20 protein-coding genes, 1 rRNA gene and 1 riboswitch are annotated in these 25,505 nt (G+C 51.9%); of the genes, 2 read left to right on the plus strand and 19 right to left on the minus strand.

Translation table 11 applies throughout. The features are described from left to right. Positions 1 to 733 precede the first annotated feature (733 nt). The 15 genes from SELR_RS11590 to SELR_RS11660 form a co-directional block, all read right to left on the minus strand. Positions 734 to 1,228 (minus strand): regulatory protein RecX, encoded by a 495-nt coding sequence (locus SELR_RS11590; protein WP_014425416.1) that lies wholly within the window; start codon positions 1,226 to 1,228, stop codon positions 734 to 736. A gap of 3 nt (positions 1,229 to 1,231) precedes the next feature. Beyond that, entirely contained in the window at positions 1,232 to 2,317 is a 1,086-nt protein-coding gene (gene recA / locus SELR_RS11595; protein WP_014425417.1) for a recombinase RecA, read from the minus strand. A 105-nt stretch (positions 2,318 to 2,422) separates the two neighbouring features. Beyond that, the gene (locus SELR_RS11600) at positions 2,423 to 2,788 is read right to left on the minus strand and encodes an Hpt domain-containing protein (RefSeq protein ID WP_014425418.1); all 366 of its coding nucleotides are present in this window, start codon (positions 2,786 to 2,788) and stop codon (positions 2,423 to 2,425) included. A gap of 41 nt (positions 2,789 to 2,829) precedes the next feature. Beyond that, positions 2,830 to 3,186: a metal-sensing transcriptional repressor gene (locus SELR_RS11605; protein WP_014425419.1), complete on the minus strand. Its 357-nt coding sequence runs from the start codon at positions 3,184 to 3,186 to the stop codon at positions 2,830 to 2,832. Positions 3,187 to 3,190: 4 nt separating this feature from the next. Beyond that, positions 3,191 to 6,310 carry an isoleucine--tRNA ligase gene (gene ileS / locus SELR_RS11610; RefSeq protein ID WP_014425420.1) on the minus strand — a complete coding sequence of 1,040 codons (3,120 nt, stop codon included), beginning with the start codon at positions 6,308 to 6,310 and terminating at the stop codon, positions 3,191 to 3,193. 351 nt (positions 6,311 to 6,661) lie between these two features. Further along, positions 6,662 to 7,537, minus strand: coding sequence for an N-carbamoylputrescine amidase (gene aguB / locus SELR_RS11615; protein WP_014425421.1), 876 nt, complete (start codon positions 7,535 to 7,537; stop codon positions 6,662 to 6,664). Between the two features lie 4 nt (positions 7,538 to 7,541). Further along, positions 7,542 to 8,657, minus strand: a complete 1,116-nt coding sequence (gene aguA / locus SELR_RS11620; RefSeq protein ID WP_014425422.1) for an agmatine deiminase — start codon at positions 8,655 to 8,657, stop codon at positions 7,542 to 7,544. Beyond that, positions 8,654 to 9,823 (minus strand): carboxynorspermidine decarboxylase, encoded by a 1,170-nt coding sequence (gene nspC / locus SELR_RS11625; RefSeq protein ID WP_014425423.1) that lies wholly within the window; start codon positions 9,821 to 9,823, stop codon positions 8,654 to 8,656. Before nspC ends, aguA begins: the two co-directional genes overlap by 4 nt. Positions 9,824 to 9,832: 9 nt before the next feature. Next, entirely contained in the window at positions 9,833 to 11,092 is a 1,260-nt protein-coding gene (locus SELR_RS11630) for a saccharopine dehydrogenase family protein (RefSeq protein ID WP_014425424.1), read from the minus strand. Beyond that, entirely contained in the window at positions 11,089 to 11,949 is an 861-nt protein-coding gene (gene speE / locus SELR_RS11635; RefSeq protein WP_014425425.1) for a polyamine aminopropyltransferase, read from the minus strand. Before speE ends, SELR_RS11630 begins: the two co-directional genes overlap by 4 nt. A gap of 48 nt (positions 11,950 to 11,997) precedes the next feature. After that, a complete protein-coding gene (locus tag SELR_RS11640; protein ID WP_014425426.1) occupies positions 11,998 to 13,455 on the minus strand; it encodes an aminotransferase class I/II-fold pyridoxal phosphate-dependent enzyme in 1,458 nt (485 codons plus the stop codon). An 811-nt stretch (positions 13,456 to 14,266) separates the two neighbouring features. After that, positions 14,267 to 14,890 (minus strand): cytidylate kinase-like family protein, encoded by a 624-nt coding sequence (locus tag SELR_RS11645; RefSeq protein ID WP_014425429.1) that lies wholly within the window; start codon positions 14,888 to 14,890, stop codon positions 14,267 to 14,269. A gap of 29 nt (positions 14,891 to 14,919) precedes the next feature. Next, positions 14,920 to 16,314, minus strand: coding sequence for a glycoside-pentoside-hexuronide (GPH):cation symporter (locus SELR_RS11650; RefSeq protein WP_014425430.1), 1,395 nt, complete (start codon positions 16,312 to 16,314; stop codon positions 14,920 to 14,922). Positions 16,315 to 16,329: 15 nt separating this feature from the next. After that, a complete protein-coding gene (locus SELR_RS11655; protein ID WP_014425431.1) occupies positions 16,330 to 17,922 on the minus strand; it encodes a xylulokinase in 1,593 nt (530 codons plus the stop codon). Positions 17,923 to 17,982: 60 nt separating this feature from the next. Beyond that, on the minus strand, positions 17,983 to 18,759 hold the full coding sequence (locus SELR_RS11660) for an SDR family oxidoreductase (RefSeq protein ID WP_014425432.1): 777 nt from the start codon (positions 18,757 to 18,759) through the stop codon (positions 17,983 to 17,985). Positions 18,760 to 18,995: 236 nt separating this feature from the next. Between SELR_RS11660 and SELR_RS11665 the strand changes: the two genes are divergently transcribed. Next, on the plus strand, positions 18,996 to 20,123 hold the full coding sequence (locus SELR_RS11665) for an ROK family transcriptional regulator (RefSeq protein WP_014425433.1): 1,128 nt from the start codon (positions 18,996 to 18,998) through the stop codon (positions 20,121 to 20,123). 111 nt (positions 20,124 to 20,234) lie between these two features. Here the strand turns inward: SELR_RS11665 and SELR_RS11670 are convergent, their stop codons facing one another. Continuing rightward, complete coding sequence (locus SELR_RS11670; protein WP_014425434.1) at positions 20,235 to 21,452, minus strand: L-lactate MFS transporter; 1,218 nt, start codon at positions 21,450 to 21,452, stop codon at positions 20,235 to 20,237. A 77-nt stretch (positions 21,453 to 21,529) separates the two neighbouring features. Next, positions 21,530 to 21,612: riboswitch (ZMP/ZTP riboswitch) on the minus strand. A 71-nt stretch (positions 21,613 to 21,683) separates the two neighbouring features. Next, on the minus strand, positions 21,684 to 22,187 hold the full coding sequence (locus tag SELR_RS11675) for a hypothetical protein (RefSeq protein ID WP_014425435.1): 504 nt from the start codon (positions 22,185 to 22,187) through the stop codon (positions 21,684 to 21,686). 191 nt (positions 22,188 to 22,378) lie between these two features. Between SELR_RS11675 and deoD the strand changes: the two genes are divergently transcribed. Then, entirely contained in the window at positions 22,379 to 23,089 is a 711-nt protein-coding gene (deoD, locus tag SELR_RS11680; RefSeq protein ID WP_014425436.1) for a purine-nucleoside phosphorylase, read from the plus strand. Between the two features lie 56 nt (positions 23,090 to 23,145). On the opposite strand, the gene SELR_RS11685 is transcribed toward deoD, so the two are convergent. Both SELR_RS11685 and rrf read right to left on the minus strand, forming a co-directional pair. Continuing rightward, the gene (locus SELR_RS11685) at positions 23,146 to 25,116 is read right to left on the minus strand and encodes a methyl-accepting chemotaxis protein (RefSeq protein WP_014425437.1); all 1,971 of its coding nucleotides are present in this window, start codon (positions 25,114 to 25,116) and stop codon (positions 23,146 to 23,148) included. Between the two features lie 206 nt (positions 25,117 to 25,322). Next, positions 25,323 to 25,439, minus strand: a 5S ribosomal RNA gene (gene rrf, locus SELR_RS11690). Positions 25,440 to 25,505: the final 66 nt, after the last annotated feature.

Here is a 25,505-nt window from a genome sequence, read left to right on the forward strand (position 1 = left end):
TATTGCAGTTTGTGGGGGCGTTCGTGCTGAAGGTATCCCGTTCATACGCAGTCAGGGGTTCACGGGGGAGTACTTTTTCTGTTTCCGCTAAAACGACCCTCTCGGCAATTTTAGAGCTTTTTAGCCAGATGGCGCCGGGCAAGACCGGCGGCGCGTCTTTCAGCGTGCTTTCTGGTAACTGCCTGCCTCGGGCCGGCCTTCGCTGGCGCTCAGGCAGTCGCTCCCACAGAAAAAGCACTCCCCCGTTCGCCCCCAGCCACGATTTTTGCAATTGGCACGAACCCAGTTCTCCCGTAACAAGAACATCGATGTGCTTGTATCCTCCAGCCGGAACATAGCAGCATTGACAAACGTAGCTCTGGGTGGCGGTGGGGATGCTTTTCCGCCAGCGGAACGACTGCCTGAACGAAGTGAAGGCTGGCCCGCAAACAGCATTTGCTGGAAACTTCGTTGATGGACGCGCCGCCGGACTTGCCCGGCGCAGGTTGCTGGAAGATACGTACTTCTGCTGGCGGGTCATTTAGTGCAGCGGCGGAAAAGTATTCCCACCGCCGCCCCACTGCTCTGTAACAAAAGCGTTCAGGCTCGCATTGACAAACTGCAATTAAAAGACAAAACTAAGCCCGCCCGACTGGGGATGGCTTTCCGTAGCATTTGGCGCTTTTTATCAAAGCGAAGGAAAGTCATCCCCAGCCGGGCGGGCGTTTTTATATCTCGATGTAAGCCCTATTCGTTATTCGTCATTGTCGCTCAAAAATTCATTTACAGCCCGGTAAATAGCCGAACTCTGGTAGCCTCTGCGAAACAGGGCCGCCATGAGTTTCTGTTTGTCCTGGCTGCGCTTGTACTTGCTCTCCAGTACCCGCAGGGCTTTTTCGTATTCCCGCTCATTAACCGCTTCCCGGTCTTCTGGGATACAGGACTTCACCAAGGCGTAAGGATACCCCTTCTGCTTGAGCTTCTCACAGATCTGCCGCACTGAATAGCTGCTGTCCGTATAAAGATAGTTAAACCGCCGGGGACAGGATTCTTCATCATTCAGATAATGCTTTTCCTGCAGTTTCGCCATAGCGGCGGCAATTTCCTCGTCCTCATAGCCTTTGGCCTGGAGCTTTTCATACAAACGGCTCTCACTGTACTCCTGCCGGGCCAGCAGATCCACAGCAGCAACTAAAGCAGGTTTGGTAGGCGGCCGCTTGGGGCCGCCATAGTTGGGTCTTCCCCACATGGCTTAGTCCTCAGCCGGCTCGTCGCTGGCATCGGTGGGTGCCGCTTTCTCCAAAGCCTCCTGATCCGCCGACAGTTTAGCCCGGATCTTGGCCTCGATCTCATCGATCAGAGCCGGATTTTCCTCCAGCGCTGCCTTGGCCTTTTCCTTGCCCTGACCCAGACGAGTGCCCTCATAGGAGAACCAGGCACCGCTCTTGTCCACGATTTCCAGTTCCACGCCCATATCGATAAGAGTGCCGATGCGGGAAACACCTTCGCCAAAGATGATATCGAATTCTGCCGTTTTGAAGGGAGGCGCAATCTTGTTCTTCACAATCTTGACCTTCGTGCGGTTACCTACCAAATCGGAACCCTGCATGATCTTTTCGCCCTTGCGTACTTCCATGCGCACGGAAGAATAGAACTTCAGGGCACGGCCGCCCGTGGTAACCTCGGGGCTGCCATAAACCACGCCCACCTTCTCACGGATCTGGTTGATGAAGATGGCTACCGTCTGGGATTTATTGATGACACCCGTAAGCTTTCTCATGGCCTGGCTCATCAGACGGGCATGAAGGCCCACATGGCTGTCACCCATCTCGCCGTCGATTTCCGCCTTCGGCACCAGAGCTGCTACGGAGTCCACGACGATGATGTCAATGGCGCCGCTGCGCACGAGGGCATCCACGATATCGAGCGCCTGCTCACCGGTATCCGGCTGGGAAATCAGCAGTTCGTCGATATCGACACCTAGCTTCTGAGCATACACGGGATCCAGCGCATGCTCTGCATCGATGAAGGCTGCAATGCCGCCGTTTTTCTGAGCTTCGGCAATCATATGCAGGGTTACGGTGGTCTTACCGGAAGATTCTGGACCGTAGATTTCGATGATACGGCCCCGTGGAATGCCGCCGGTGCCCAAGGCTATATCGATGGGCAGAATACCCGTGGGGATAACTGCCACATTCATCTGGGCACGGGCATCCCCCAATCTCATAATCGAACCTTTGCCAAAATCCTTCTCAATCTTCTTGAGGGCATTGGCCAGGGCCGTTTTCTTGCTGTCTTCTTCGGTAATCCGTCCTACCTTGTCTTTATCTGCTGCCATTCTATCCGCTTCCTTTCTGTTTATCTCTCATAATTATATAAAAACTCATCTCTTTTGGCAAGAAAAGAGGGACTGCTGTTTCCGCAGTCCCTCAAACAAACTACATTATTTTATGGTTTTTCTAATGGCTTCGCAGGTCTCGTTATAGACTTTTTCCACCTGCTCGGCCAATGGTCCGGTCTCCTGGGAACTTTTTCCCACCCGCAGGGCCTGTACCATCTCATCAGCTGCAGTGAAAAGGCTCATAAGGCTGAGGTTGCCCGCTGTGCCCTTCAGTGTATGCACGCTCTTGGCCGCCTGCTCCATATCGCTGGCAGCGAAACTTTCCTTGAACTTGGCAAACGAACTGTCATCCAGGAATTTTAGCAAAAACTTATGATAGAGAGCCACATTGCCCATAAAGCGTTCCAGACCTTTGTTGTAATCTGTACCGGCATCACTCAGGATCTGCTTGATTTCTAACTGTTCCATAAAGCTCGCTTCCCTTCCCTTTTCACTATAGCTGCCTGCTCTTACTTCAAGAACTGGTCAATGGCCTTGTTCAGCTGTTCCAAAGCCTCCTGGTCATTGTCCCGCACTGCATCTACAACGCAGTGCTCCATATGGTCCTTGAGGATGATCTTGCTGACACCGTTGATAGCGCTGCGCACTGCCGAGAGCTGAATCAGCACCTCGCTGCAGTCCCTGCCCTGTTCCACCATGGTCTTGATGGATTCCAGATGGCCAATGAGCCGGGACATGCGGTTCAGCACGGCCTTGGTATGAGCATGGCTATGGGTATGGCCATGCTCTCCATGACTATGGGTTACGACAGTACCATCGGCCAGCACATGGGTATGTTCATGTTCCGTATGTTCGTGATGTTCCATGGCATTATTCTACCGCTATAGTAATATTCTCGCCGTTGATGTTCCATTCCTTCTCCGTGCCGGAAAGTTTTCCATATTCTACGGAATCAGCCAAAGTGATTTCCTTGAGATAGTCCTCATTCTTGGCTACAATGGCCTGGAGTTTCTCATTGCCGGAGAGGCTGACTTTGATATGGTCAGTGACTTCGAAGCCGTTTTCCTTGCGCATGGTCTGTACCTTGCTGATGACCTCACGGACAAAGCCTTCTTCGAGGAGTTCTTCCGTCAGGGTGGTATCCAGAGCGATGGTCACGCCGTTATAGCGCTGGCAGTTGAAGCCTTCCGTCTGGGCCATGGAAACTTCCACATCCTCGGTAGTCAACGTCACTTCCCCATCGGTTAGAGCTACGACGAGCTTGCCCGTGGAATCCAGTTCAGCCTTGGCCTTATGACCGTTGAGCTTTTCGAGAGCACCTTTGACGGCACCGATCTGCTTGCCCACCTTCGGGCCCAATACGCGGAAGTTCGGCTTGAAGCTGTAGGTCAGATATTCTTCCATATCGTCTTTGAAGACAACTTCCTTCACGTTGAGCTCGTCCTCCACGATTTCCTTGAAGAAGTCGGAGAGTTCGCGATCAGCATTGACATACATATGGGCCACGGGCTGGCGGTTCTTGATGTTGGTTTCGTTACGGGACGCGCGGCCCAGCACAACGATTTCCAGAACCAGCTCCATGTTCTTTTCCAGTTCTTCGTCAATCCAGGCTTCGTTGGCCACAGGGTAATCAGCCAGATGTACAGATTCCGGTGCATTCTTATCGATGCTGCAAACGAGATTCCGATAGATGGATTCGGTGATGAACGGCACCAGCGGAGCGGCGGCTTTGGCCGTGGTCACGAGAGCCGTATAGAGCGTCATGTAAGCATTGATCTTATCCTGCTCCATGCCCTTGGCCCAGAAGCGGGCACGGCTGCGGCGCACATACCAGTTGGACAGCTCATCCGTGAAGGCCTGCAGAGCCTTGGCAGCTTCCGTGACCTTGTAGTTAGCCAGGTCATTGTCCACTTCCTTCACCATGGTGTTCAGGCGGCTCAGCACCCACTTATCCATAACCGGCAGCTTGTCGTAATCCAGGGTGTACTTCGTGGCATCGAAGTTGTCGATATTGGCATAGAGCACGAAGAAGGCGTAAGTATTCCAAAGGGTGCCCATAAACTTGCGCTGGCCTTCCTGTACCGCATCATCATGGAAGCGGTTGGGCAGCCAGGGAGCGCTGTTCTCATAGAAGTACCAACGGATGGCATCGGCGCCATGCTGGCCCAGAGCCTCCATAGGATCTACGGCGTTGCCCTTGGACTTACTCATCTTACGGCCATCCTTATCCTGGACATGGCCCAGCACGATGACATTCTTGTAAGGAGCTTCGTCAAAGAGCAGGGTGGAAATGGCAATCAGTGAGTAGAACCAGCCGCGGGTCTGGTCAACGGCTTCAGAGATGAAATCTGCCGGGAAGCGTTTCTCGAAGATATCCTTGTTTTCGAACGGATAATGCCACTGAGCAAACGGCATAGAACCGGAGTCGAACCAGCAGTCGATAACTTCCGGCACGCGGTGCATTTCCTTGCCGCATTCCGGGCACTTGATGGTCACCGCATCGATATACGGACGGTGTAGTTCGATATCATCCGGGCAGTTGTCGCTCATTTCCTTGAGTTCGGCAATGGAACCGATGGTATGCTGATGGCCGCATTCGCATTCCCAAACCGGCAGCGGCGTGCCCCAGTAACGGTTACGGGACAGGCCCCAATCCTGCACATGTTCCAGCCAGTCACCGAAACGGCCTTCGCCGATGGATTTCGGAATCCAGTTAACCTTATTATTGTTGGCGATGAGCTTATCCTTGACATCCGTCATCTTGATAAACCAGGTTTCCCGGGCATAGTAGATAAGCGGCGTGTCACAGCGCCAGCAATGCGGATAGCTGTGCTCAAACTTCGGTGCCTTGAAGAGCTTGCCCGTCTTCTTGAGGTCATCGATGATCATAGGATCGGCATCTTTCACGAATACGCCGGCCCAATCGGTTTCCTCCGTCATTTCGCCCTTGTTGTTGACGAACTGCACGAAAGGCATATCATACTTGCGGCAGACGCGGTTATCGTCCTCACCAAAGGCCGGAGCCAGATGTACGATACCCGTACCATCGGAGGTAGTGACATAATCATCGCAGACCACGAAGAAGGCCTTTTTCTTGATTTTGCCTACAGCGAAGTCATAAAGTGGTTCATATTCACGGTATTCGAGATCCTTGCCCTTGAAGCGTTCCAGCACTTCGCGCTCGCCTTCCACGCCTTCAAAAACAGATTCCACGAGAGCTTCAGCCATGTAGTAAACGGTGCCGTCTACCTTGATCTTCACATAGTCAACCTCGGGGTTCACGCAGAGCCCCAGGTTGGAGGGCAGCGTCCAGGGCGTCGTGGTCCAAGCCAGGAAGTATGCATCCTCATCCTTGACCTTGAACTTCACCATGGCGGAGCGTTCTTTGACGTCCTTATAGCCCTGGGCTACTTCGTGGGAAGACAGCGGGGTGCCGCAACGGGGGCAGTAGGGAACAACCTTATGCCCCTTGTAGAGGAGGCCCTTGTTCCAGATTTCTTTGAGAGCCCACCATTCGGATTCGATAAAGTCGTTCTCATAAGTGATATAAGGATGTTCCATATCAGCCCAGAAGCCGACCACATCGGAGAACTCTTCCCACATCCCCTTGTATTTCCAAACGGACTCGCGGCACTTCTTGATGAAGGGCTCAATGCCGTATTCTTCAATCTGTTCCTTGCCGTTGATGCCCACGAGCTTTTCCACTTCCAGCTCTACGGGCAGGCCATGAGTATCCCAGCCGGCTTTTCTAAGCACCTTCTTGCCCTTCATGGACTGATAACGGGGCAGCATATCCTTGATGACGCGGGTCAGCACATGGCCGATATGGGGCTTGCCGTTAGCCGTCGGCGGGCCATCATAGAAGGTGAAGGTATCGCAGCCTTCACGCTGGTCAATCGCCTTCTGGGCGATGTTATTGTCTTTCCAGAATTTCAGAACTTCCTTCTCTCTGTCCACGAAGTTCAAGTTGGTGTCTACCTTGCTGTACAAACGAACTCCTCCTAACAAAACAACTAAAAAACCTGCATCCCGAAAACAGGATGCAGGTATACTGCACTTATAAACCACCTATTTTTCACGTACCATCATACGCTATTCCGTAACGGGGAATACCGGCGAAGCTTACTGCCCCAAAGGATTTCAGCCCGCTGCTCCGAAGTGATTTTCGCCCCTGTCTACTCACTGCCGGCTTTCACCTGCCCCGGCTCGCTAAAGCTTTCCCCAAAGGTTACTCTCTTCATCAACGCATTTACACATTAACAGGTACTAGTGTATCACAGGTTTACCGCAAATTCAACGAGAAATTGCCGTAAAATCCACAACTTCAACAGAAAAACCTGCTTAACGGACCAGCTCCTGATACATTTCCGGACGGCGGTCGCGGAACAGCCCCCAGCTCAGCCGGTCTTTGGCGTATTGATCCAGATCGAAACTGGCTGTCAGCACCTGCTCCTCCCTGCGGCCGGCTTCCACCAGGATGGCCCCGGTATTATCCGTGATAAAGGAGGAACCGTAGAAGTCCAAGGACGAGGACTGGCCGCCGTTTTCGGCGCAGGGTTCCACCTGCTCCACGCCAATGCGATTCGCCGCGATAACCGGCAGGAGATTGCTGCCCGCGTGCCCCTGCATGCAGCGGCGCCAATGGGGCATGCTGTCGGTTTCGAGGATTGGTTCGGAACCGATGGCCGTGGGATAGAGCAGCATCTCTGCTCCCTGCAGGGCCATGGCCCGGGCAGCTTCGGGGAACCACTGATCCCAGCAAATGCCCACGCCGATTTTGCCATAGCGGGTATCCCAGACCTTAAAGCCCGTGTTGCCCGGCGTGAAGTAGAATTTTTCCTGATAGTAATGGTCATCGGGAATATGAGTCTTGCGATATACCCCCATTACGGAACCATCCGCATCCAGCATGGCAATGGTGTTGAAAAGCCGGGTGCCCTCCCGTTCGTAGAAGCTGATGGGCATCACCACCGCCAGTTCTTTGGCGATGGGCCGGAAATGCTTAACGGCGGGATTTTCCTCCACCGTGGTGGCATAAGCATAAAAATCATACTGCCGCTGCTGGCAGAAATAGGGGCGCTCGAACAGCTCTGGCAGCAGGATTACCTGCGCCCCCTTAGCGCCGGCTTCCCGCACCAATGCCTCTGCCTTGCTTATATTCTCACTTACCACTGCCGTCATTTTCATCTGAATGGCAGCTACGGTCACGTTGCGCATTATTTCACCTCTCAATAGCTGGAATCTGCTGCGTCAGGCAATGGAAATTGCCGCCGCCCACGATTACGGCTTTGGCAGGCAGTGGCACTACTTTGCGCTCCGGGAAGCATTTCCCTAAGATACGCTGAGCCTCTATGTCCATTTCATCCCCGAACTGGGGCAGAATGACCTTGCCATTGCAAAGATAGAAATTCACATAGCTGGCCGCCAGCCGCTCACCGGGCTCCCGCCTGTCCTCACCTTCCTCGAAGGTAAAGCTGTCGGCTTCTTCCGCCGTAATACAGACGGGCTCCTGCGGGATGGGCAGTTTATGGATGACAAATTTGCGCCCCCTGGCATCGGTGGCCGACTCCAGCACCTCCAGATCCGCCTGACTCAGCTCATACTGCGGATCATCCTTATCGTCGGTCCAGGCCAGCAACACTTCCCCGGGCCTTACAAATGCAAAGACATTATCCACATGCTCATTTGTTTCATCGTTATGGATGCCCCGGGGCAGCCAGATGACTTTTTCCGCCCCCAGATACTTCAGCAGCATTGCTTCAATCTGCTCTTTGGACAGGTCAGGATTACGTCCCTGGGAAAGCAGGCAGGCTTCGGTCACGACAACCGTTCCTTCCCCATCCACATGGATGGAGCCGCCCTCCAGCACAAAATCGCCGGCATCGTAGAGTTCATCCCCTAAAGCCGCACACATCTTCTCTGCCGCCGCATCATCCTGCCCGTAATCCGGGTAGAGGCCGTCAAAATCGCCCCCCCAGGCATTGAAACGCCAATTGATGCCCCGGCGCCTGCCCTGGCCGTCAATTACATAGGTAGGCCCCATATCCCTGGCCCAGGCATCATCCGTGGGAATAGCCAGATAATGGATATGCTGCTGTGGCAAGTCTTTGAGCATATTCTCAGCCTGCGGGCGATGCGCTTCATCCACCAGCAGATAAAGCTCCTCCACCGCCGAGATCTCCCGGATCAGCTCCACAAACACCGGCTGCACATCAGCACCGGCATTTGTCCAGGAACCGGGCCGGACAGGCCATATCAGGAAAGTCCCCGCATGGGGGGAAAACTCCGCGGGCATATAAAAGCCATCAGCTTTGGGTGTGCTATCCTTTATCATCATGACAATCGTTCCTTAAAGTCCTTATAGCCAAACTTCTTGACCAGCGTACAATCGCCAGCCGCATTCATCTTCCAGATGGCAGGCAGAGCCATGCCGTTGAAAGTGTTGTTCTTCACCATGGAATAGATGGCCATATCCTCAAAATAGAGCCTGTCCCCCGGCAGGATTTCCCGGTCAAAGGAATAATCCCCGATGATATCCCCGGCCAGACAGGTGCAGGAAGAAAGTCTATAGTTATAGGCTTTCTCCCCGGCTTCCCCGGAATCTTTCAAAGGTGGCCGATAGGGCATCTCCAATACGTCGGGCATATGGCAGGCGGCAGACGCATCCAATAGCAGAATATGGGTGCCATGGTTCGTTACCGTGTCCAATACCTCGGTGACTAGATAGCCCGCATTGAGCGCCACGGCCTCACCGGGTTCCAGATAGACTTCTACGCCGTATTTTTCCCGAACGGATTGGACAAGGTCAATCAGCAGCTGACGGTCATAATCCGCCCGCGTGATATGATGGCCGCCGCCCATATTGAGCCAATGGATAGAATCCTGCTCCAGCCAGCGGCCAAACTTCTGCTCCACAGCCTGCAGGGTTTCCGCCAGGGCATCACTGTTCTGTTCGCAGAGGGTATGGAAATGCAGGCCATCCAGCAGAGCAAAGAGCTCTGGTTCAACTGCCGCCATCTTGGCAAAATCCTCTGCCGTCACTCCCAACCGGGAACCGGCTGCACAGGGATCATAGATGGCATGGTCCTGGGTGGAGCACTCGGGATTGATGCGCAGGCCAATGCCATGCTGCACGCCCCGCTTCTGTTGTATCGCCTTGACTTTAGCCCCAAAACGGCGCAGCTGGGAAAAGGAATTGAAGATCACATGATCGCAGATACCAGCAATCTCCTCGATTTCTTCTGGCCGGTAGGCAGGGGAAAACACATGGTTCTCCCCCTCCATTTCCTCATGGCCCAGTCTTGCCTCATAAAGGCCGCTGGCGGTGGCACCGTCCAGGTATTTGCCAATCAACGGGTACTCGGCAAACATGGAAAAGCATTTTTGCGCCAGCAGGATCTTGCAGCCTGCCGCCGCTTTGACTTCCTGCAATATCTGCAGGTTGTTCTCTAAGGCCTGCTCATCCACCACATAGGCGGGCGTGGGCACTCTGTCGATTTTCATGCTCATGCCTTAGTCCACCAATACCGGGTTTTCTTCCACCTTCCAGGGCAGGCCCCATTTATTCAGGGCTTCCATATACGGGTCCGGATCGAATTCGTCGGTGGTGAAGACACCGGGCTTCTTCCACTGGCCCGTGGCCACCAGCATGGCACCGATCATGGCCGGCACCCCCGTGGTATAGGAAATGGCCTGGGAGCCCACTTCCTTATAGCATTCCTGATGGTCGCAGACATTGTAGATATAGATGGAACGTTCCTTGCCGTCCTTCTTACCCGTGAAGATGCAGCCGATATTGGTCTTGCCCTTGGTGCGGGGGCCCAGGGATGCGGGATCCGGCAACAAGGCTTTGAGGAACTGGATCGGCACGATTTCCTGACCGTTGTAATTGATGGGAGTAGTGGACAGCATGCCGACGTTTTCAAGGCAGTTCATGTGCGTGAGGTAACTCTGACCAAACGTCATAAAGAAACGGATGCGCTTTACTTCGGGCATATTGCGGCCCAAAGCTTCGATTTCCTCATGGTGCAGCAGGTACATATCCTTCTTGCCCACGCCTTCGAAGTCATACTCCCGCTTGATGCTCATGGCCGGGATCTCGATCCATTTGCCATTTTCCATATAGGAGCCGGGGGCGGAAACCTCCCGCAGGTTGATTTCCGGATTGAAGTTGGTGGCAAAAGGATAGCCATGGTCGCCGCCATTGCAGTCCAGGATATCGATGGTGTCAATGGTGTCAAAGTAATGTTTCTTGGCATAAGCCGCAAACACCGAGGTCACCCCCGGGTCAAAGCCCGTACCTAAGAGCGCCGTCAGGCCGGCAGCCTTGAACTTATCCTCATAGGCCCACTGCCAGGAATAGTCAAAGTACGCGGAGAAGCCCAGCTCCTTGCAGCGCTTCTCGTAGATCTTGCGCCATTCCGGATCTTCCGTATCCTCCGGCTCGTAGTTGGCCGTGTCGATATAATCCACACCGGCAGCCAGGCAGGCATCCATGATGGTCAGATCCTGATAAGGCAGGGCTACGTTCAGCACCGCATCAGGCTTGTATTCTTTGATGAGCTTGGTCAAAGCTTCTACATCATCGGCATCAATCTGGGCCGTGGTGATTTTGGTCTTCGTCTGGCCCTGCAGTTTTTCTTTCAGGGCATCGCACTTGGAAACCGTGCGGCTGGCAATCATCAGTTCATCAAATACCTCATCATTCTGGCACACCTTATGGATGGCCACGCTGGCCACGCCGCCGCAGCCGATAATCATCAATTTGCTCATTTTTTCATTTCCTCCTCTGAAAGAATATCCTCAACATATTTGGGCAGCATAAAAGCACCCTTATGCAAATGTGTCGTATAATACCAAGTCTCCAGCTGACGTTCATTCCAGCGCTGCGCATCAAAGTCCTTTAAGGGATGATACTTTTTGGACGCAAAGCCGAACATCCATATGCCTGCCGGACAGGTGGGAATACTTGCCTGGTAGACCCGGCTCACGGGAAAACTCTGATAGGCCTTGCGATGCATGGCCCGGAAAGCCGCCTCATCCTCATCATAGAAAGGACTGCCATGCTGATAGACCATGATGCCATCATCATGCAGGGCCCGGTAACAGTTGCCATAGAACTCCCGGGTGAACAGCCCTTCCGTATGACCAAAGGGATCCGTGGAATCGTTGATGATGAGGTCATACTTGTCCCGGCAGCGGCGCAGAAAGCGCAGGCCGTCCATGTTGGTAATCTTCACCCGGTCATCATCAAAGCCCCTGGCGGTCTCCGGGAAAAACTCCCGGGAAACCTCGATAAACATCTCATCCGGCTCCACCACATCGATGGCCTCAATCTCCGGATACTGGGTGAGCACCTTGGCCACGCCGCCGTCGCCACCGCCGATGATCAGCACATTTTTCACACAGGGGTGAACTGCCATGGGCACATGAACCACCATCTCATTGTAGATGAATTCATCCGCCTCTGAGAAGATGATTTCGCCATCGAGCACGATCATCCTGCCAAATTCCCGGGATTCAAAGACATCGATGCGCTGATATTCACTCTGCCGGGAAAATAACTGCCTGTCCACCCGCACAGAAGTCTTGACGTTTTCCGTATCCATCTGGGAAAACCATATTTCCATTAACTTCCCCTCCTTTGACCGGTCAGAATGACCAGTCAAATTGACTTGTCAAATCTCTGTCAGAATGCGCATTTCCCTGCACTCCGGATCCTGGGTTCCCTGCAGGGAACAGCCCTTTTCCCGGGCGTATTCGATATAATCCAGGATCTCCTGAGTGATGCGCTCGCCCGGTGTCAGGATGGGAATCCCCGGCGGATAGCACATGAGCATTTCCCCGGCTACCCGGCCTACAGTTTTCTCCAAAGGCAGTTTCTCGCCCTGGGCATAGAAAGCCTCCCGGGGACTCATCACGAGCTCTGGGGCAATGAATTCCCCACAGTAGAGTTCTTTCCGATCCGCTGCCGCCGAGCGATCGGCAATATCCTCCAGCGCCCCCACCAGCCGCTCGATATCACGGATGCGGTCGCCGATGGAAATATAAGCCAAAATGTTGCCGATATCCCCGAATTCGATCTGGATGTCGTACTCATCCCGCAGCATATCGTAGACCTCAATGCCCGTCATGCCAATGCCCTGCGTAAATACGGAGAGTTTGGTCACATCAAAGTCAAAGACACTGTCCCCATCGATAAGCTCCCGTCCATAGGCATAGAAACCGCCGATTTCATTGATTTCCGCCCGGGCATATTCGGCCATGGAGCTGACCTTCTCAAAGGACTCCCGGCCATGCAGGGCCAGATTCCGGCGGGAGAGGTCAAGGCTGGAAATCAACAGATAGGACGCACTGGTGGTCTGCGTCAGATTGATGATCTGCTGCACGTATTCCGCATCAACATCTTTGCCGCAGAGCATGATGGAACTCTGGGTCAGGCTGCCACCGGATTTATGCATGGAAACCGCCGCCAGATCCGCGCCGGCTGCCATGCCGGAAATGGGCAGATTATCCCCGAAGTACAGATGGGTGCCATGGGCTTCATCAACCAGCACCTTCATGCCGGCCTGATGGGCCAGCTCCACAATGCCCTTGAGGTCAGAGGCAATGCCATAGTAAGTCGGATTATTGACAAAGATGGCCTTGGCCTGGGGATGCTGCCGGATGGCCCGCTCCACATCGGACAAGGCCATGCCCGTGGCAATACCGATCTGATGATTCACCCGCACCGGCACATAGACGGGAATACCGCCACAGAGCACCAGCGCATTGATGACGCTCTTATGCACATTGCGGGGCAAGAGGATTTCTTCTCCCGCCCGCACAGTCGAAAGCACCATTGCCTGTACCGCCGAAGTGGTACCGTGCACCATAAAGAACGCGTGCTGTGCACCGAAGGCATCGGCTGTCAGCTCTTCTGCTTCTTTGATAACCGAGATAGGATGACTCAGGTTATCCAACATCTTCATAGAGTTGACATCCACTCCTACGCATTTTTCTCCAAGAAAATCCACCAGCTCCGGATTGCCCCGCCCCCGCTTATGTCCGGGCACATCAAACGGAACAACACGCCGTTTGCGCAGTTCCAGCATTGCCTCATAAACCGGCGCGGTATGTTGATTGATTCGATCCATTTCCGCCTCCCTAAATGAATAATCTGACAATTATCACGAATATCATCACAATAAAATTTTACAGGCAATCGCGAATCAAAGCAAGTAAAATTATATTTTATTATATTTACACAATGAAATTAGATAAATTGCAGTTTGACGGTGCGAGCTGGAATGCAATTGGCATAGAGCAGTGGGGCGGCGGTGGGAATACTTTTCCGCCGCTGCACTAAATGACCCGCCAGCAGAAGTACGCATCTTCCAGTAACCTGCGCCGGGCAAGTCCGGCGGCGCGTCCATCAACGAAGCATCCAGCAAATGCTGTTTGCGGGCCAGCCTTCACTTCGTTCAGGCAGTCGTTCCGCTGGTGGAAAAGCATCCCCACCGCCACCCAGCGTTACGTTTGTCAATGCTGCTATGTTCCGGCTGGAGGATACAAGCACATCGATGTTCTTGTTACGGGAGAACCGGGTTCGTGCCGATTGCCAGAATCATGGCTGGGGCGAACGGGGGAGTGCTTTTTCTGTGGGAGCGACTGTCTGAGCGCAGCGAAGACCGGCCCGAGGCAGGCAGTTACTAGAAAGATCGCTGAAAGACGCGCCGCCGGTCTTGCCCGGCGCCATCTGGCTAAACAGCTCTAAAATTGCCGAGAGGGTCGTTTTAGCGGAGACAGAAAAAGTACTCCCCCGTGAACCCCTGACTGCGTATGAACGGGATACCTTCAGCACGAACTCACTCACAAACTGCAATAGTCAAAAGGGGCTGTTGCATGAGTGAGAAATCACTTATGCACAACCCCTTTGTGTATAAATCATTTGAATAGTGGACAGCATCACTCGCCGCACACAGCGCGGGCAGCTGCTGCCCGTTTATATTCAATATAGGCAAGGATCGTGTCTGCCGCCACTTCTAATGGTATGTTGCTGGTATTGATCATCAGATCATAATTTGTAGGTTCCCCCCAAATTTGACCCGTATAGAACTCATAATACTGTTTACGGCGGTTTTCTTCCCGGTTGAGGTCTCTGAGGCTCATTCCCTGATACTTGGTCTTGCAGCGTGCTGAGCGAAAATCATCATCCGCATAGATGAAAAAAGAAAATACATCTGCACGGTTACGCAGAATATAATCGGCGCAACGCCCCAAAAAGATTGCACTTTCCGGCCGGTCTGCCAAATTCAGGATGATCTTGGCCTGCTCGATGTACATACGATTGTTTTCCACAATGCGTTCACGGCCTTCATATTTGTCCAGGTTTCCCTGCGCCTCCTCCGGTGTATGATACGAACGCGCAATAGCCTCTTCGATATGGATGCCATTATGCAGGTTCTGGGCGGCCATTTCTACCAATTTACTATTATAATGGTGGCAGTGAAGTTTTTTCGTCAGAATTTCAGCAACCTCCCGGCCACCACTGCCAAATTGCCGGGAAATCGTTATCAACGTCTTTTCCATGCGGGAATCCTCCATTTCATTGAATAGGCTTAGCGCTGTGCCTGTGGGTCATAACAGGGAATCGCCTGAATGAGTTCCGGTGTTTCTTCCTGCTGCGCCAGGATCTGCCGGCGCAGATTGAGTTCCGCTGTCATATCCGTACGGATGGCATCCAGCTTATAGAAATAGATCAACGATGCAATCACAACGCACAAGAGCAGCGGCAGCCAAACAAAGCAGGTCTCGATTGCCGCAAGGGACGAAGCGCTCTGCACTGCATTGGGAACATAACCTCCCATGTTCAGGAACATCCCCACGACAAAACTGGTCAGCCCCATGCCACCCTTGACAAAAAAACCTTGAAAAGCCGCAATCAGGCCAGCAACGCTCTTATTCTTCTTATACTCCGAATAATCAATGACATCCGGCTGCATGGCAAAGGTGATGCCGAAAATACCATACATCCCCAATCCTGTAATGACCAGACCGGCCAACAGGCACATCAGGGAATCCTGCCCAAAGTAAATCAACAAGTCACCCGCAACGTATAAAGCAGCACTGAAGAACATCAGGCTGCGCTTTTGGAAATGCTTCTCCAACGCGGGCAGGGCCAGCAGCATCGGCAGCCCGGAAAGAATACCCAGAACGCCCACCAATGCCAGTAAATCCGCATGATTCAGATTATACCGAAAATAATAGATAATCGTCGTATTGCGAACCACATAAAGGGAAAAATAAAAGAGATTCAAAAAGAACAAGATCCAAGCCTGCCCCGTAAGCCCCTGAAAACTCTCTTTCAAGCTGGCATGGTCATTCGTGACTGTGGTCGGCACAACTTCCTTGGTGCTGGAAAAGGTAAAGAAAAAAATGCACATAGCCACGATGCCATACAGCGTCATCGTAACCAAATACCCTTGGGCTGGGTCAGTCCCGCCAAAAAAATCTACCAAAGGTGACGTAATCGACATAACGACAGCAGTACCGATCATGGCACAGATCATGCGGGTTGATACGAGAATATCGCGTTCATGGACATCCGAGGTCAGGCGCGGCACAATCGTATTGAGGGGAATATTGACAACCGTATAAGCGGTGCACAACAGGCAATAAGTCACATAAGCCCAAATCAGCTTGCCTGTCGCATCAAAATCAGGAATATAAAAGGTCAGGAATGTAAAGATTGCAAAGGGAACAGCACCAATCAGGAAATAAGGACGTCCCTGCCCCCAACGGCTTTTCGTATGGTCTACGACGATTCCCATAACCGTATCCGTTATCGCATCGATGAACTTCGTTACCAGCATCATCGTCCCTGCAGCCACAGCAGCAATGCCAAAAACGTCCGTATAGAACACCATCAGGTATGAAGCCATCGTACTGAACACCAGATTACAGCCCAAGTCACCCATACCGTATCCAATGCGGATGCGCCATTTACTCATCATCTCTGCTCCCTCCTCTTACCAATCCAAGGCAGCAATTGCAGCCTTTTCCACACATAGACCAGCGCGATAATGCTGCATGAATTCATTGAATCCATTTATCTCATCCTGCGATGCTTCCACGCTGTCGCCGTCCAGTTCCGCAAAAATACGGTGATTGAGATAATCCCCCAGGCTTTCCCCGGGCTGCCGGTCGAGCCGATAAGCCGCCAGCAGCGCAATGCCCCAGGCACCGCCCTCACTGGCTGTATTCATAACAGTCACAGGAGCTTCGCAAGCCGCAGAGAGATAACGCTGTCCTACACCTTTCGTCTTGAAAAAACCGCCATGCCCCATGATGCGGTCTACCTCTACGCCTTCTTCTTTCAGGATATCCAGCCCCATCTTCACGGCGCCTAAGGAAGTGTAAAGATTCGCCCGCATGAAATTGGACAGATTGAACCTGCTGTTCACGGTACGTAAAAAGATGGGCCGACCTTCATTGATCATGGTGATATTCTCCCCGGAATAATACCCATAAGGAAGCAAACCACCACAATCTGCATCGCCATGCAAGGAATTCGTATACAATTTGGTGAACAGATCTCCCTTGCTGGCCTCATATCCCATCAGTTTTGCAAATTCACCAAATATATCGACCCAGGCATTGAGGTCAGTGGTTCCATTATTCGCATGAGACATCGCACAAGGTGCCCCCGTAGGCGTTGCCACCATGTCGATCTCCCGATGCAGGTTCACCAGCGGACGTTCCAGTACAATCATCGCAAAGGTACTGGTCCCAGCTGAGACATTGCCTGTACGGGGAGCAACGGCATTCGTAGCAGTCATGCCAGTTCCGGCATCGCCTTCCGGCGGACAAAACGGAATACCCGCTTCCAGATCACCATCTGCATCCAACAAGCCAGCACCATGCGGCGTGAGCCTGCCGGCATCTTCTCCCGCTGCCAATACTCGCGGCAATACATGGCGAAGCTGCCAGGAATATCCATATGGCTGCAAAAGCTCATCAAACCGCTGCACCATGGACTCCACATAGTCATTCGTTTCCGGATCTACAGGAAACATTCCCGAAGCATCCCCTATACCGATCACCCGCTCTCCTGTCAGCTGCCAATGAATGAATCCTGCCAACGTTGATACATAATCCAGTTCCTGCACATGCGCTTCCTGGTCCAGAATGCGCTGATAGAGATGCGCCACCGTCCAACGAAGGGGAATATTGAACTGAAACAAATTGGTCAGACGGTTGGCTGCCTCCTGTGTATTTGTATTGCGCCAGGTCTGAAAAGGTGCCAGCAATTCACCGGCTGCATCAAAAGCCATGTAGCCATGCATCATCGCGCTGACGCCCATCGCGCCAAAGCCTGTCAGCGTGACGCCATATTGCCGCCTGACTTCCTGTTTCAACGACTGATAACAGCTGCGCAGGCCCGCATAGATTTCCTGCAGATGAAAGGTCCATATTCCTTTCTCAAAAGAATTCTCCCAATCATGGATGCCAACGGCCAGTACCTCTCCGGAAAGATCAACCAGAACCGCCTTGATGCGTGTTGACCCGAATTCAATGCCCAGTGCCGTGCGTTTATTGCAAATATCCGCTTTCGCCGTCATAACATTTCTTCCTTTCCCCCCAGCCAGCAAAAGACTGCTGGCTGGGTTACCTCATTTCAATCAGAAGCAAGTGAATGCACCATCGACAATCACATCCGTACCTGTGGTGAATGTGCTGGCATCACCGGCAAGATAGACACAGATGGCTTCCAATTCTTCCGGTTTCCCCATACGTCCCATCGGTGCCATCGCATTCCATTGCTCAATCAAGGGAATCAAGGTCGGCGAATTCATCGTAAGTTCCGTTGCGATATATCCGGGGCTGATGCTGTTGACCCGCACTTTCTTCTTGCCCCATTCGATGGCCAAGGATTTCGTCAGCTGAATGACAGCAGCCTTCGATGCATTATAGGCACATTGCGGCTGCGGCACATTGACGATATGCGCTGACATCGATGCCGTATTGATGATAGAACCGCCGCCATGAGCCAGCATATATTTTCCCGCAGCGATATCCGTCAGGAAGATGCCATTCAAATTGATGTTGATGACCTTGAGCCACTGTTCATAGCTCATTTCCTCTGCCGGAGCATTGATGCAGATTCCTGCATTATTATGGCAGAAATCTAATCCTCCGAGTTTTTCGACCACTTCCTGCACCATTGCCTCAACCTGGTCCTTGTCCGTGCAATCCGTCTGGATGGCAATGACTTTACGTCCCGTCTTTTCTGCAATTTCTGCAGCAGTGCGCTTAGCAGTCTCGATATCGAGATCTACGATCGCCACATCAGCACCAGCTTCAGCAAAGGCTGTTGCCGTACATTTTCCGATCCCCCTTGCAGCCCCCGTAACGAACCCCTTTTTGCCCGTCAATTTCATTTTTTCGATGATCCCCATGATGACAACTCCTTTTCTGTTCATACATTTTGTAAAACTATTTTTCAAATCTGTTTACATAATAATCCTGTTTGATAGTTTTGTCAAGCGATTTTACAAAAAAGCTAAACAAATCAATAAGAACAATGAACGAAGGCGTTGAATATAACTACTTCGTATGGATTTCCGCTATATTTTTTGTTATAATGAGTACAGCAATTCATAAAACACTTTTACAAAATAAATGAGGAGTCTATATGAAGAACAGCATCACCCCTTATGAAATCCGCCAAACCAATCGTCAACGCATCTTTCAATACATTTATCAGAAACAGAATGTCTCCCAACAGGATATCGCCTATGACTTGCATCTGAGCCGGCCCACCATCACCACTAACCTGACGGATCTGAAAGAAGAAGGACTTGTCAATGAGGCAGGACAGATCGACAGCGAATCAGCCGGCCGCAAACCCAGCGCCTATGCGGTCAACCCCCAGCACCGGGTAAGTATTGGTGTTGAGCTGCTGAGCCATCAGGTCAAAACCATTGCCATTGACCTTTACGGACACAGAATCAGCTACAACACTTTCCAGTTGGATTTCGAACATAACGACGCATATTTCCAAAAAGTCTGTGCGCACATCTTACAATTCAAAGACAACTGCCAATTGACCGATGTGCAGATTCTCGGCATTGGTTTTGCCATGCAGGGTCTGATTGCACCAGATGGAGAAAAGGTCATCTATGGCAAGATCCAGGACTGCACCGGTCTCGAAATTTCCTCCCTAACGAAATATCTGCCCTATCCCTGTCGTTTCATCCATGATGCCAGCAGCGCAGCTATCGCAGAACTTTGGGCTTCGCCCTCCCTCCAGGATGCCTTTTATCTCTCCCTGAGCCGTCATCTGGGCGCCACGATGATCCTGAACCGCAGGATTGTCTCCGGCCTCCATGGACACAATGCCACGATCGAGCACATCCAAATGGATCCCCAGGGCGAACTCTGCTACTGTGGAAAGCGTGGCTGCCTGGAAACCCTCTGTTCCCTGCGTGCCCTTCACCATGATCTGGATCAGCTTGACTCCTTCTTCACGCAAGTGCGCAATGCCGACCTGAAGGCGCAAGAAATCTGGATTTCCTATCTAAAGAATCTGGCGCGTGCCATCAACATACTCCATCTGATCTACGACAAAGACATCATTCTTGGCGGCTATCTGGCACCCTATCTACAGCAGGCAGACCTCAACTATCTATATAAGGAAATTGCTGCCCAGACACCTTTTGCCGAGGAATGGGATTTCCTGCAGATCAGCAAAATGCCCGAACACAATATCACCATCGGCGCAGCTCTTCCCTATATCCAAAAATATCTGGAACATATCTAAACGATTCGAAAACGACAATGATTGTAAAAAAAACTTCAGCTGTCCCAATCAGGGAACAGCTGAAGTTTTTTTCGCGGCCACTATTTTCCCGCGAAATCTGGGTATATTTTTTTAGGAATGAGGCTGCGCAATCTTTACGGATGCTGCTGCCGAATTGCCATAAAGTTTCAGTGCCGAAGCAATCAAGAGATTCAGCACAAAACAGGCTGCAAAGAAATAGAGGGTGTCTGCATAGCTATGGGTGTGTTCCCAGAACCACGAGACAATGGTTGGCCCCACAACGCCGGCCATGCCCCAGGCCGTAAGCACCCGGCCATGGATGGCGCTGAGCTCCCGGGTGCCAAAGATATCCGAAAGATAAGCCGGCATGCAGGAAAAGCCACCGCCATAGCAGCTGATAATCAAAAACACCAGCATCTGGAAGAGCATGGCATCGCGGGTACCTGCCAACAGCCAAAAGGCCCCGACCTCCAAGGCAAAGAACGCCATATAGGTAAGACCGCGCCCCAGATAATCAGAAAGGGTGGACCAGAGGATGCGGCCGCCGCCGTTGAGCAAACCGATAATGCCCACCATGGAAGCTGCCTGGGCTGCATCCATGCCCGTGACCTGCTGGGCCATGGGCGAAGCTACAGCCAACAGGCCAATGCCGCAGGTGATGTTGACGAAAAACACCCACCAGAGAGCCCCGAACTGCCAGGTCTTGATGGCCTCAGCTGCCGTAACCCCATGCTGGAGCTTTTTCACCGCCGTGCTTCCCTCCGGCATGACCGGCGGCTTCAAATACAGGGCCGAGGCGCCAATCAGCACCATATAGACCGTACCGAGAATCAGGAAATTTTCCACCAGACCAAACTGCGCCGTCAGATACTGCATGACCGGCCCGGCAATCAAGGCTGCAAAACCAAAGCCCATAATGGCCAGCCCCGTAGCAAAACCACGATGGTTCGGGAAATACTTGACCAAAGTAGATACCGGTGTGATATAGCCGACGCCCAGGCCGATACCGCCAATTACGCCATAGAAGAGATAAAGCAGCGGCAGACTGTGCAGATGGAGTGCCAGCGCCGTGCCAAACATCCCCGAACCAAAGAACATCATGGAGAGCAGGCCGCTTTTCTTCGGGCCATGCTTTTCCACAAACCGCCCCAAAAAGCCTGCCGACATGCCAAGGAACAAGATTGCCAGGGAAAAAGTCCAGGTCGTCTCCGCCAGGGTAAAGCCCATCTCCGCCATGATTGGCCGGGTCAGTACACTCCAGGCATAGACGCTGCCAATGGAAATATGAATCCCCACTGCAGCCAAAGCAATCAGCCAACGATTCCGCATGAAAACCATCCTTTCTGCTGCCCAAGGCAGCAACCGAAAAGAGATTTCATCCCAAACGCAAACGACCGCCTGGACAAAATCTCTGCCCAGACGGTCGGCTTATCAAAACCATGCAGTACATGTGGTCAATTCCACTAATCCGTCAGTCCTGCATAGCCTATTCACTTTTCATATCATCAGTTTATCAGTTTCAGCTAACAGCTGTCAAGGAAAATTTACCGATGACACAGATCAGAATCTGACATTGAGGCCCACGCCCACAGCGTTTTCATGATGACCGCCATGACGCGGCTTGAAGTTGTGGTAGTTCACATTGAGGCCAACGTTGAGCAGGATATCCTTATTAATACCCACCTGCGTCTCATTGAAATCCTTGCCAGCGATATAGGAAGCATAGGCATCAAAGCCGAAAACCTTCGGCGTGCTCAAAGCGACACCACCAAAAGCATTGTTCTTCTCACCGCCCATATCCCAGCGGTAACCGCCGATCAGCTTGACTTCAGAGCCTACCACATCATACTGCAGGTAAGCATCCTTCTGATCGCCGTATTCATCACGATCAGCATAAGCAGCACCAATCGTTGCTTTGCCGGTAACCTTATGTTCGATATAAGAGTCCTTCGTACCCACGCCAATAGACGTTTCATGGTTAGCCAACTGGTGAATTGGTGCTGCCGAAGCGAAGGAAGCACCTGCTAACATAACTGCCGCAAGGACAAAAGCTGTTTTCTTCATTAATATTACCTCCTAAAATCAACTTTCCTTAGGGTAACTTATTTTACCGTCTCTGTCAAGGTATCGCATTTCTTCGCCATACAGATGGATTTTCTCTTAAAAATCAGGTCAAATGACCTTTGCTTATTTGTTATTTTTTCCTTATAATAATTATAGTTTTATAATTATTGGTCAGAAAGAAGGAATCAAACATGGCAACTCCTCATATTGCTGCTGAAAAAGGCGAAGTAGCAGAACGCATTCTGCTCCCTGGCGATCCCCTGCGGGCAAAATTCATTGCGGAAAATTTCCTCGAGGATGTAAAACAGTACACCTCCGTACGCAACATCCTGGGTTTCACGGGCAAGTACAAAGGCGTCCCCGTTTCCGTACAGGGTACTGGCATGGGCATGCCCTCCATCTCCATCTATGTGCATGAGCTCATCCATCACTTTGGCTGCAAGAAGCTCTTCCGCGTCGGCACTTGCGGCGGCATGCACCCCGATGTGAAACTGCGCGATGTGCTGATTGCTCAGGCTGCCAGCACGGATTCTTCCATGATCCGCAACATCTTCGGCGGCAATATCAACTACTGCCCCATTGCTGACTATGAGCTGCTCTCCAAAGCTGTAGCCAACAGCAAGAAACTCAACCTGCATGCCACGGTGGGCAATATCATCTCCGTGGACCGTTTCTACGATGAAGAAATCGACAACGAAAAACTTCGTAAATACGGCATCCTCGCTGTCGAAATGGAAGCAGCAGCCCTCTACACGCTGGCTGCCGAAGCCCATGTTCAGGCCCTGGCCCTCTTCACCGTCAGCGACCATCTCCTGACCGGCGAAGCCTGCACGGCCGAAGAACGCCAGACCACCTTCAACGATATGATCAAGATTGCTCTGGAAACCGCTATCGAAGACTGATTTCTAAAAACATAAAAAGCTCCGTGCGCATCAACGTATCGCACGGAGCTTTTTATTTACAATTTGAATTTGCCAATGGCTGCCTGCATATCCGTAGCCATATTCGCCAAGGCCTGAGAGGCTGCAGCGATTTCTTCATTAGACGCTGACTGTTCCTGCGTCGCCGCCGAAATGGTCTGGGTATTTTCCGAGGTCTTGCGGCTGATGCTATCAATGGAATCCACCGCATTGACGATATTGCCAGCACCTGCGGCCACTACCTCTACCGAACCATTGATCTCATCCATCTGCGTCTTGATACCGTTGACCATGGTGAGGATACCTTCAAACTGCTCACCCACCTCCCGAATGGCAGCGGTACCGCTCTTCACCTCATCCGTCCCGGCCTGCATGGCCTTGACAGCCTCATAGGTGTCATTCTGGATGGACATGATCCGTTCCTTGATCTGCTCGGCTGAATCCTGGGATTCGGCGGCCAGCTTGCGGACTTCCTCTGCTACTACCGCAAAGCCCCGACCATGCTCACCAGCTCTGGCAGCTTCAATCGCCGCATTGAGCGACAAGAGATTCGTCTGCTCAGCAATGGAGGAAATCGCCTCGACAATCTGCCCGATCTGACTGCTGTTTTCGCCCAGCTTCTGCACCACATCAGCCGAAGCCAGCACACTTTTCTCAATGTTGCCCATACGTTTGACTGCAGTTTCCATCAAAGATGCACCTTTATGCGCAGCTTCTGCTGTACGTCCCGAAGTTTCGGTAACCGTACGTGCCTTTTCTGCCATGGAAGTCACATCTTCATATACACTATCCACGTTGGATTTGGCATTATCGATATTATGCAGCTGCTCTTCCATATTCATGGAAACTTCACCCACGGTTTCAGCCACATGGACAGAAGCCTCGGCAGACTGCTGGGCATTGGCTGTAAGTTCCTCCGAGGAAGCCGCCACCTGTTCACTGGTCGCCGCCATCTTGGATATCAGATTCCTCAGATTGCCGCTCATCGTATTGAATGCCCTCGTCAGTGAACCAATCTCATCGTTAGAGGTAACCGGCAGATTTTCCATATGCAGATTGCCATCTGCCAGCTGGACAGCATGCGCTTCCAGTCCCGCAATCGGTGTCGTGATCCGTCCGGCAAAGGTCAGACAGATAAATACAGACAAGGCCAGCCCAGCCAGCGTCAGCACCGCAAAGACAATCTTCAACTTCTGCAACGGCGCAAAAACAAAATCATAGGGCACAGAAATCCCCATGATCCAACCCGTTTCCGGCACCGTCTGATAGGCAAAGACCTTATCCTCACCGTTGATGGTCACCTCAAAATAGCCTTCGCCTTTCTTGACCATCTCATCAAAATGACTGCCCAAACCATCAATTTCCTTAAGATTCTTCATCGGCTCGCCAGCCCCAGACGTAGCCAGGATATTGCCGTTAGATTCCACGATGATGCCCACACCTTCACCATGATATTTCATATCATTAGCTTGTTCCGTAAGCACATCCAAAGCCAGATCCACACAGGTAGCACCCACGAACTGACCATTGGCCTTGATTGGCGAAGCGACCGATACGACCAGCTTGTTGGTATTGGCATCGATATAAGCCTCGGTAAAAACGGTCTTGTCATGTGCCTTGGCATCTTTGTACCAAGGGCGCTGACGCGGGTCCTTCTTCCCAGTATTCTCTCCGGAATAGAAACCAGAGAACCAGCCGTCCTCCGTTCCCGCAGTCATCTCTAAGATTTCCTTATCGGAAACCGTGGTTCCTAAAGTCTCCTGCGTGTGCATAACAGCAAAATTGCCATTCAGGCTGGTCATATGATTCGTCGTGGCCACACCAAAAGCTTTTTTCTCCCGCAGCCAGCCATTCAGCTCATTCGCCTCTTTGGCAATGGTCGTCCGCAATTCACTGTCCACACTCTCCTGCAATGCAGAGCTGGCCATGAAATACCCGACAATCGACACCACCGCGAGCAACAAGCCCATAAGTCCCGACAAGGCCATAAATTTTTGTTTCAATCCCATAAAAAATCCCTCCTTGCTTCGTTACCCAAACATGAATCCCTAGTTAACTAAATGATAATTCCACACCGAAAAGAAAATTTCCTGCCATGGTATAAAAAAAAGAACCGCGAAAATCCGCTCTCTACACACAAACATAAAATTACCATAAACATACGAAAAAAGCACCCTTACGGGTGCTTCATCACTTATACCCCAAAGGGCACCTTGACTGGCAACGCCCTATCCTCCCAGTCCGTCTCCAGACAAGTACTTTCGGCGTATGAGTGCTTAACTACTGTGTTCGGTATGGGAACAGGTGGAACCACTCAGCTATCGTCACCAGATATTCAGTTGAGTATGTACTACTCAAAACTATACAGAAGAAAATCGCTATGTCGAACATTTTAGTT

Source organism: Selenomonas ruminantium subsp. lactilytica TAM6421, assembly GCF_000284095.1.
GTDB classification, from domain to species: Bacteria; Bacillota; Negativicutes; order Selenomonadales; family Selenomonadaceae; genus Selenomonas_A; species Selenomonas_A lactilytica.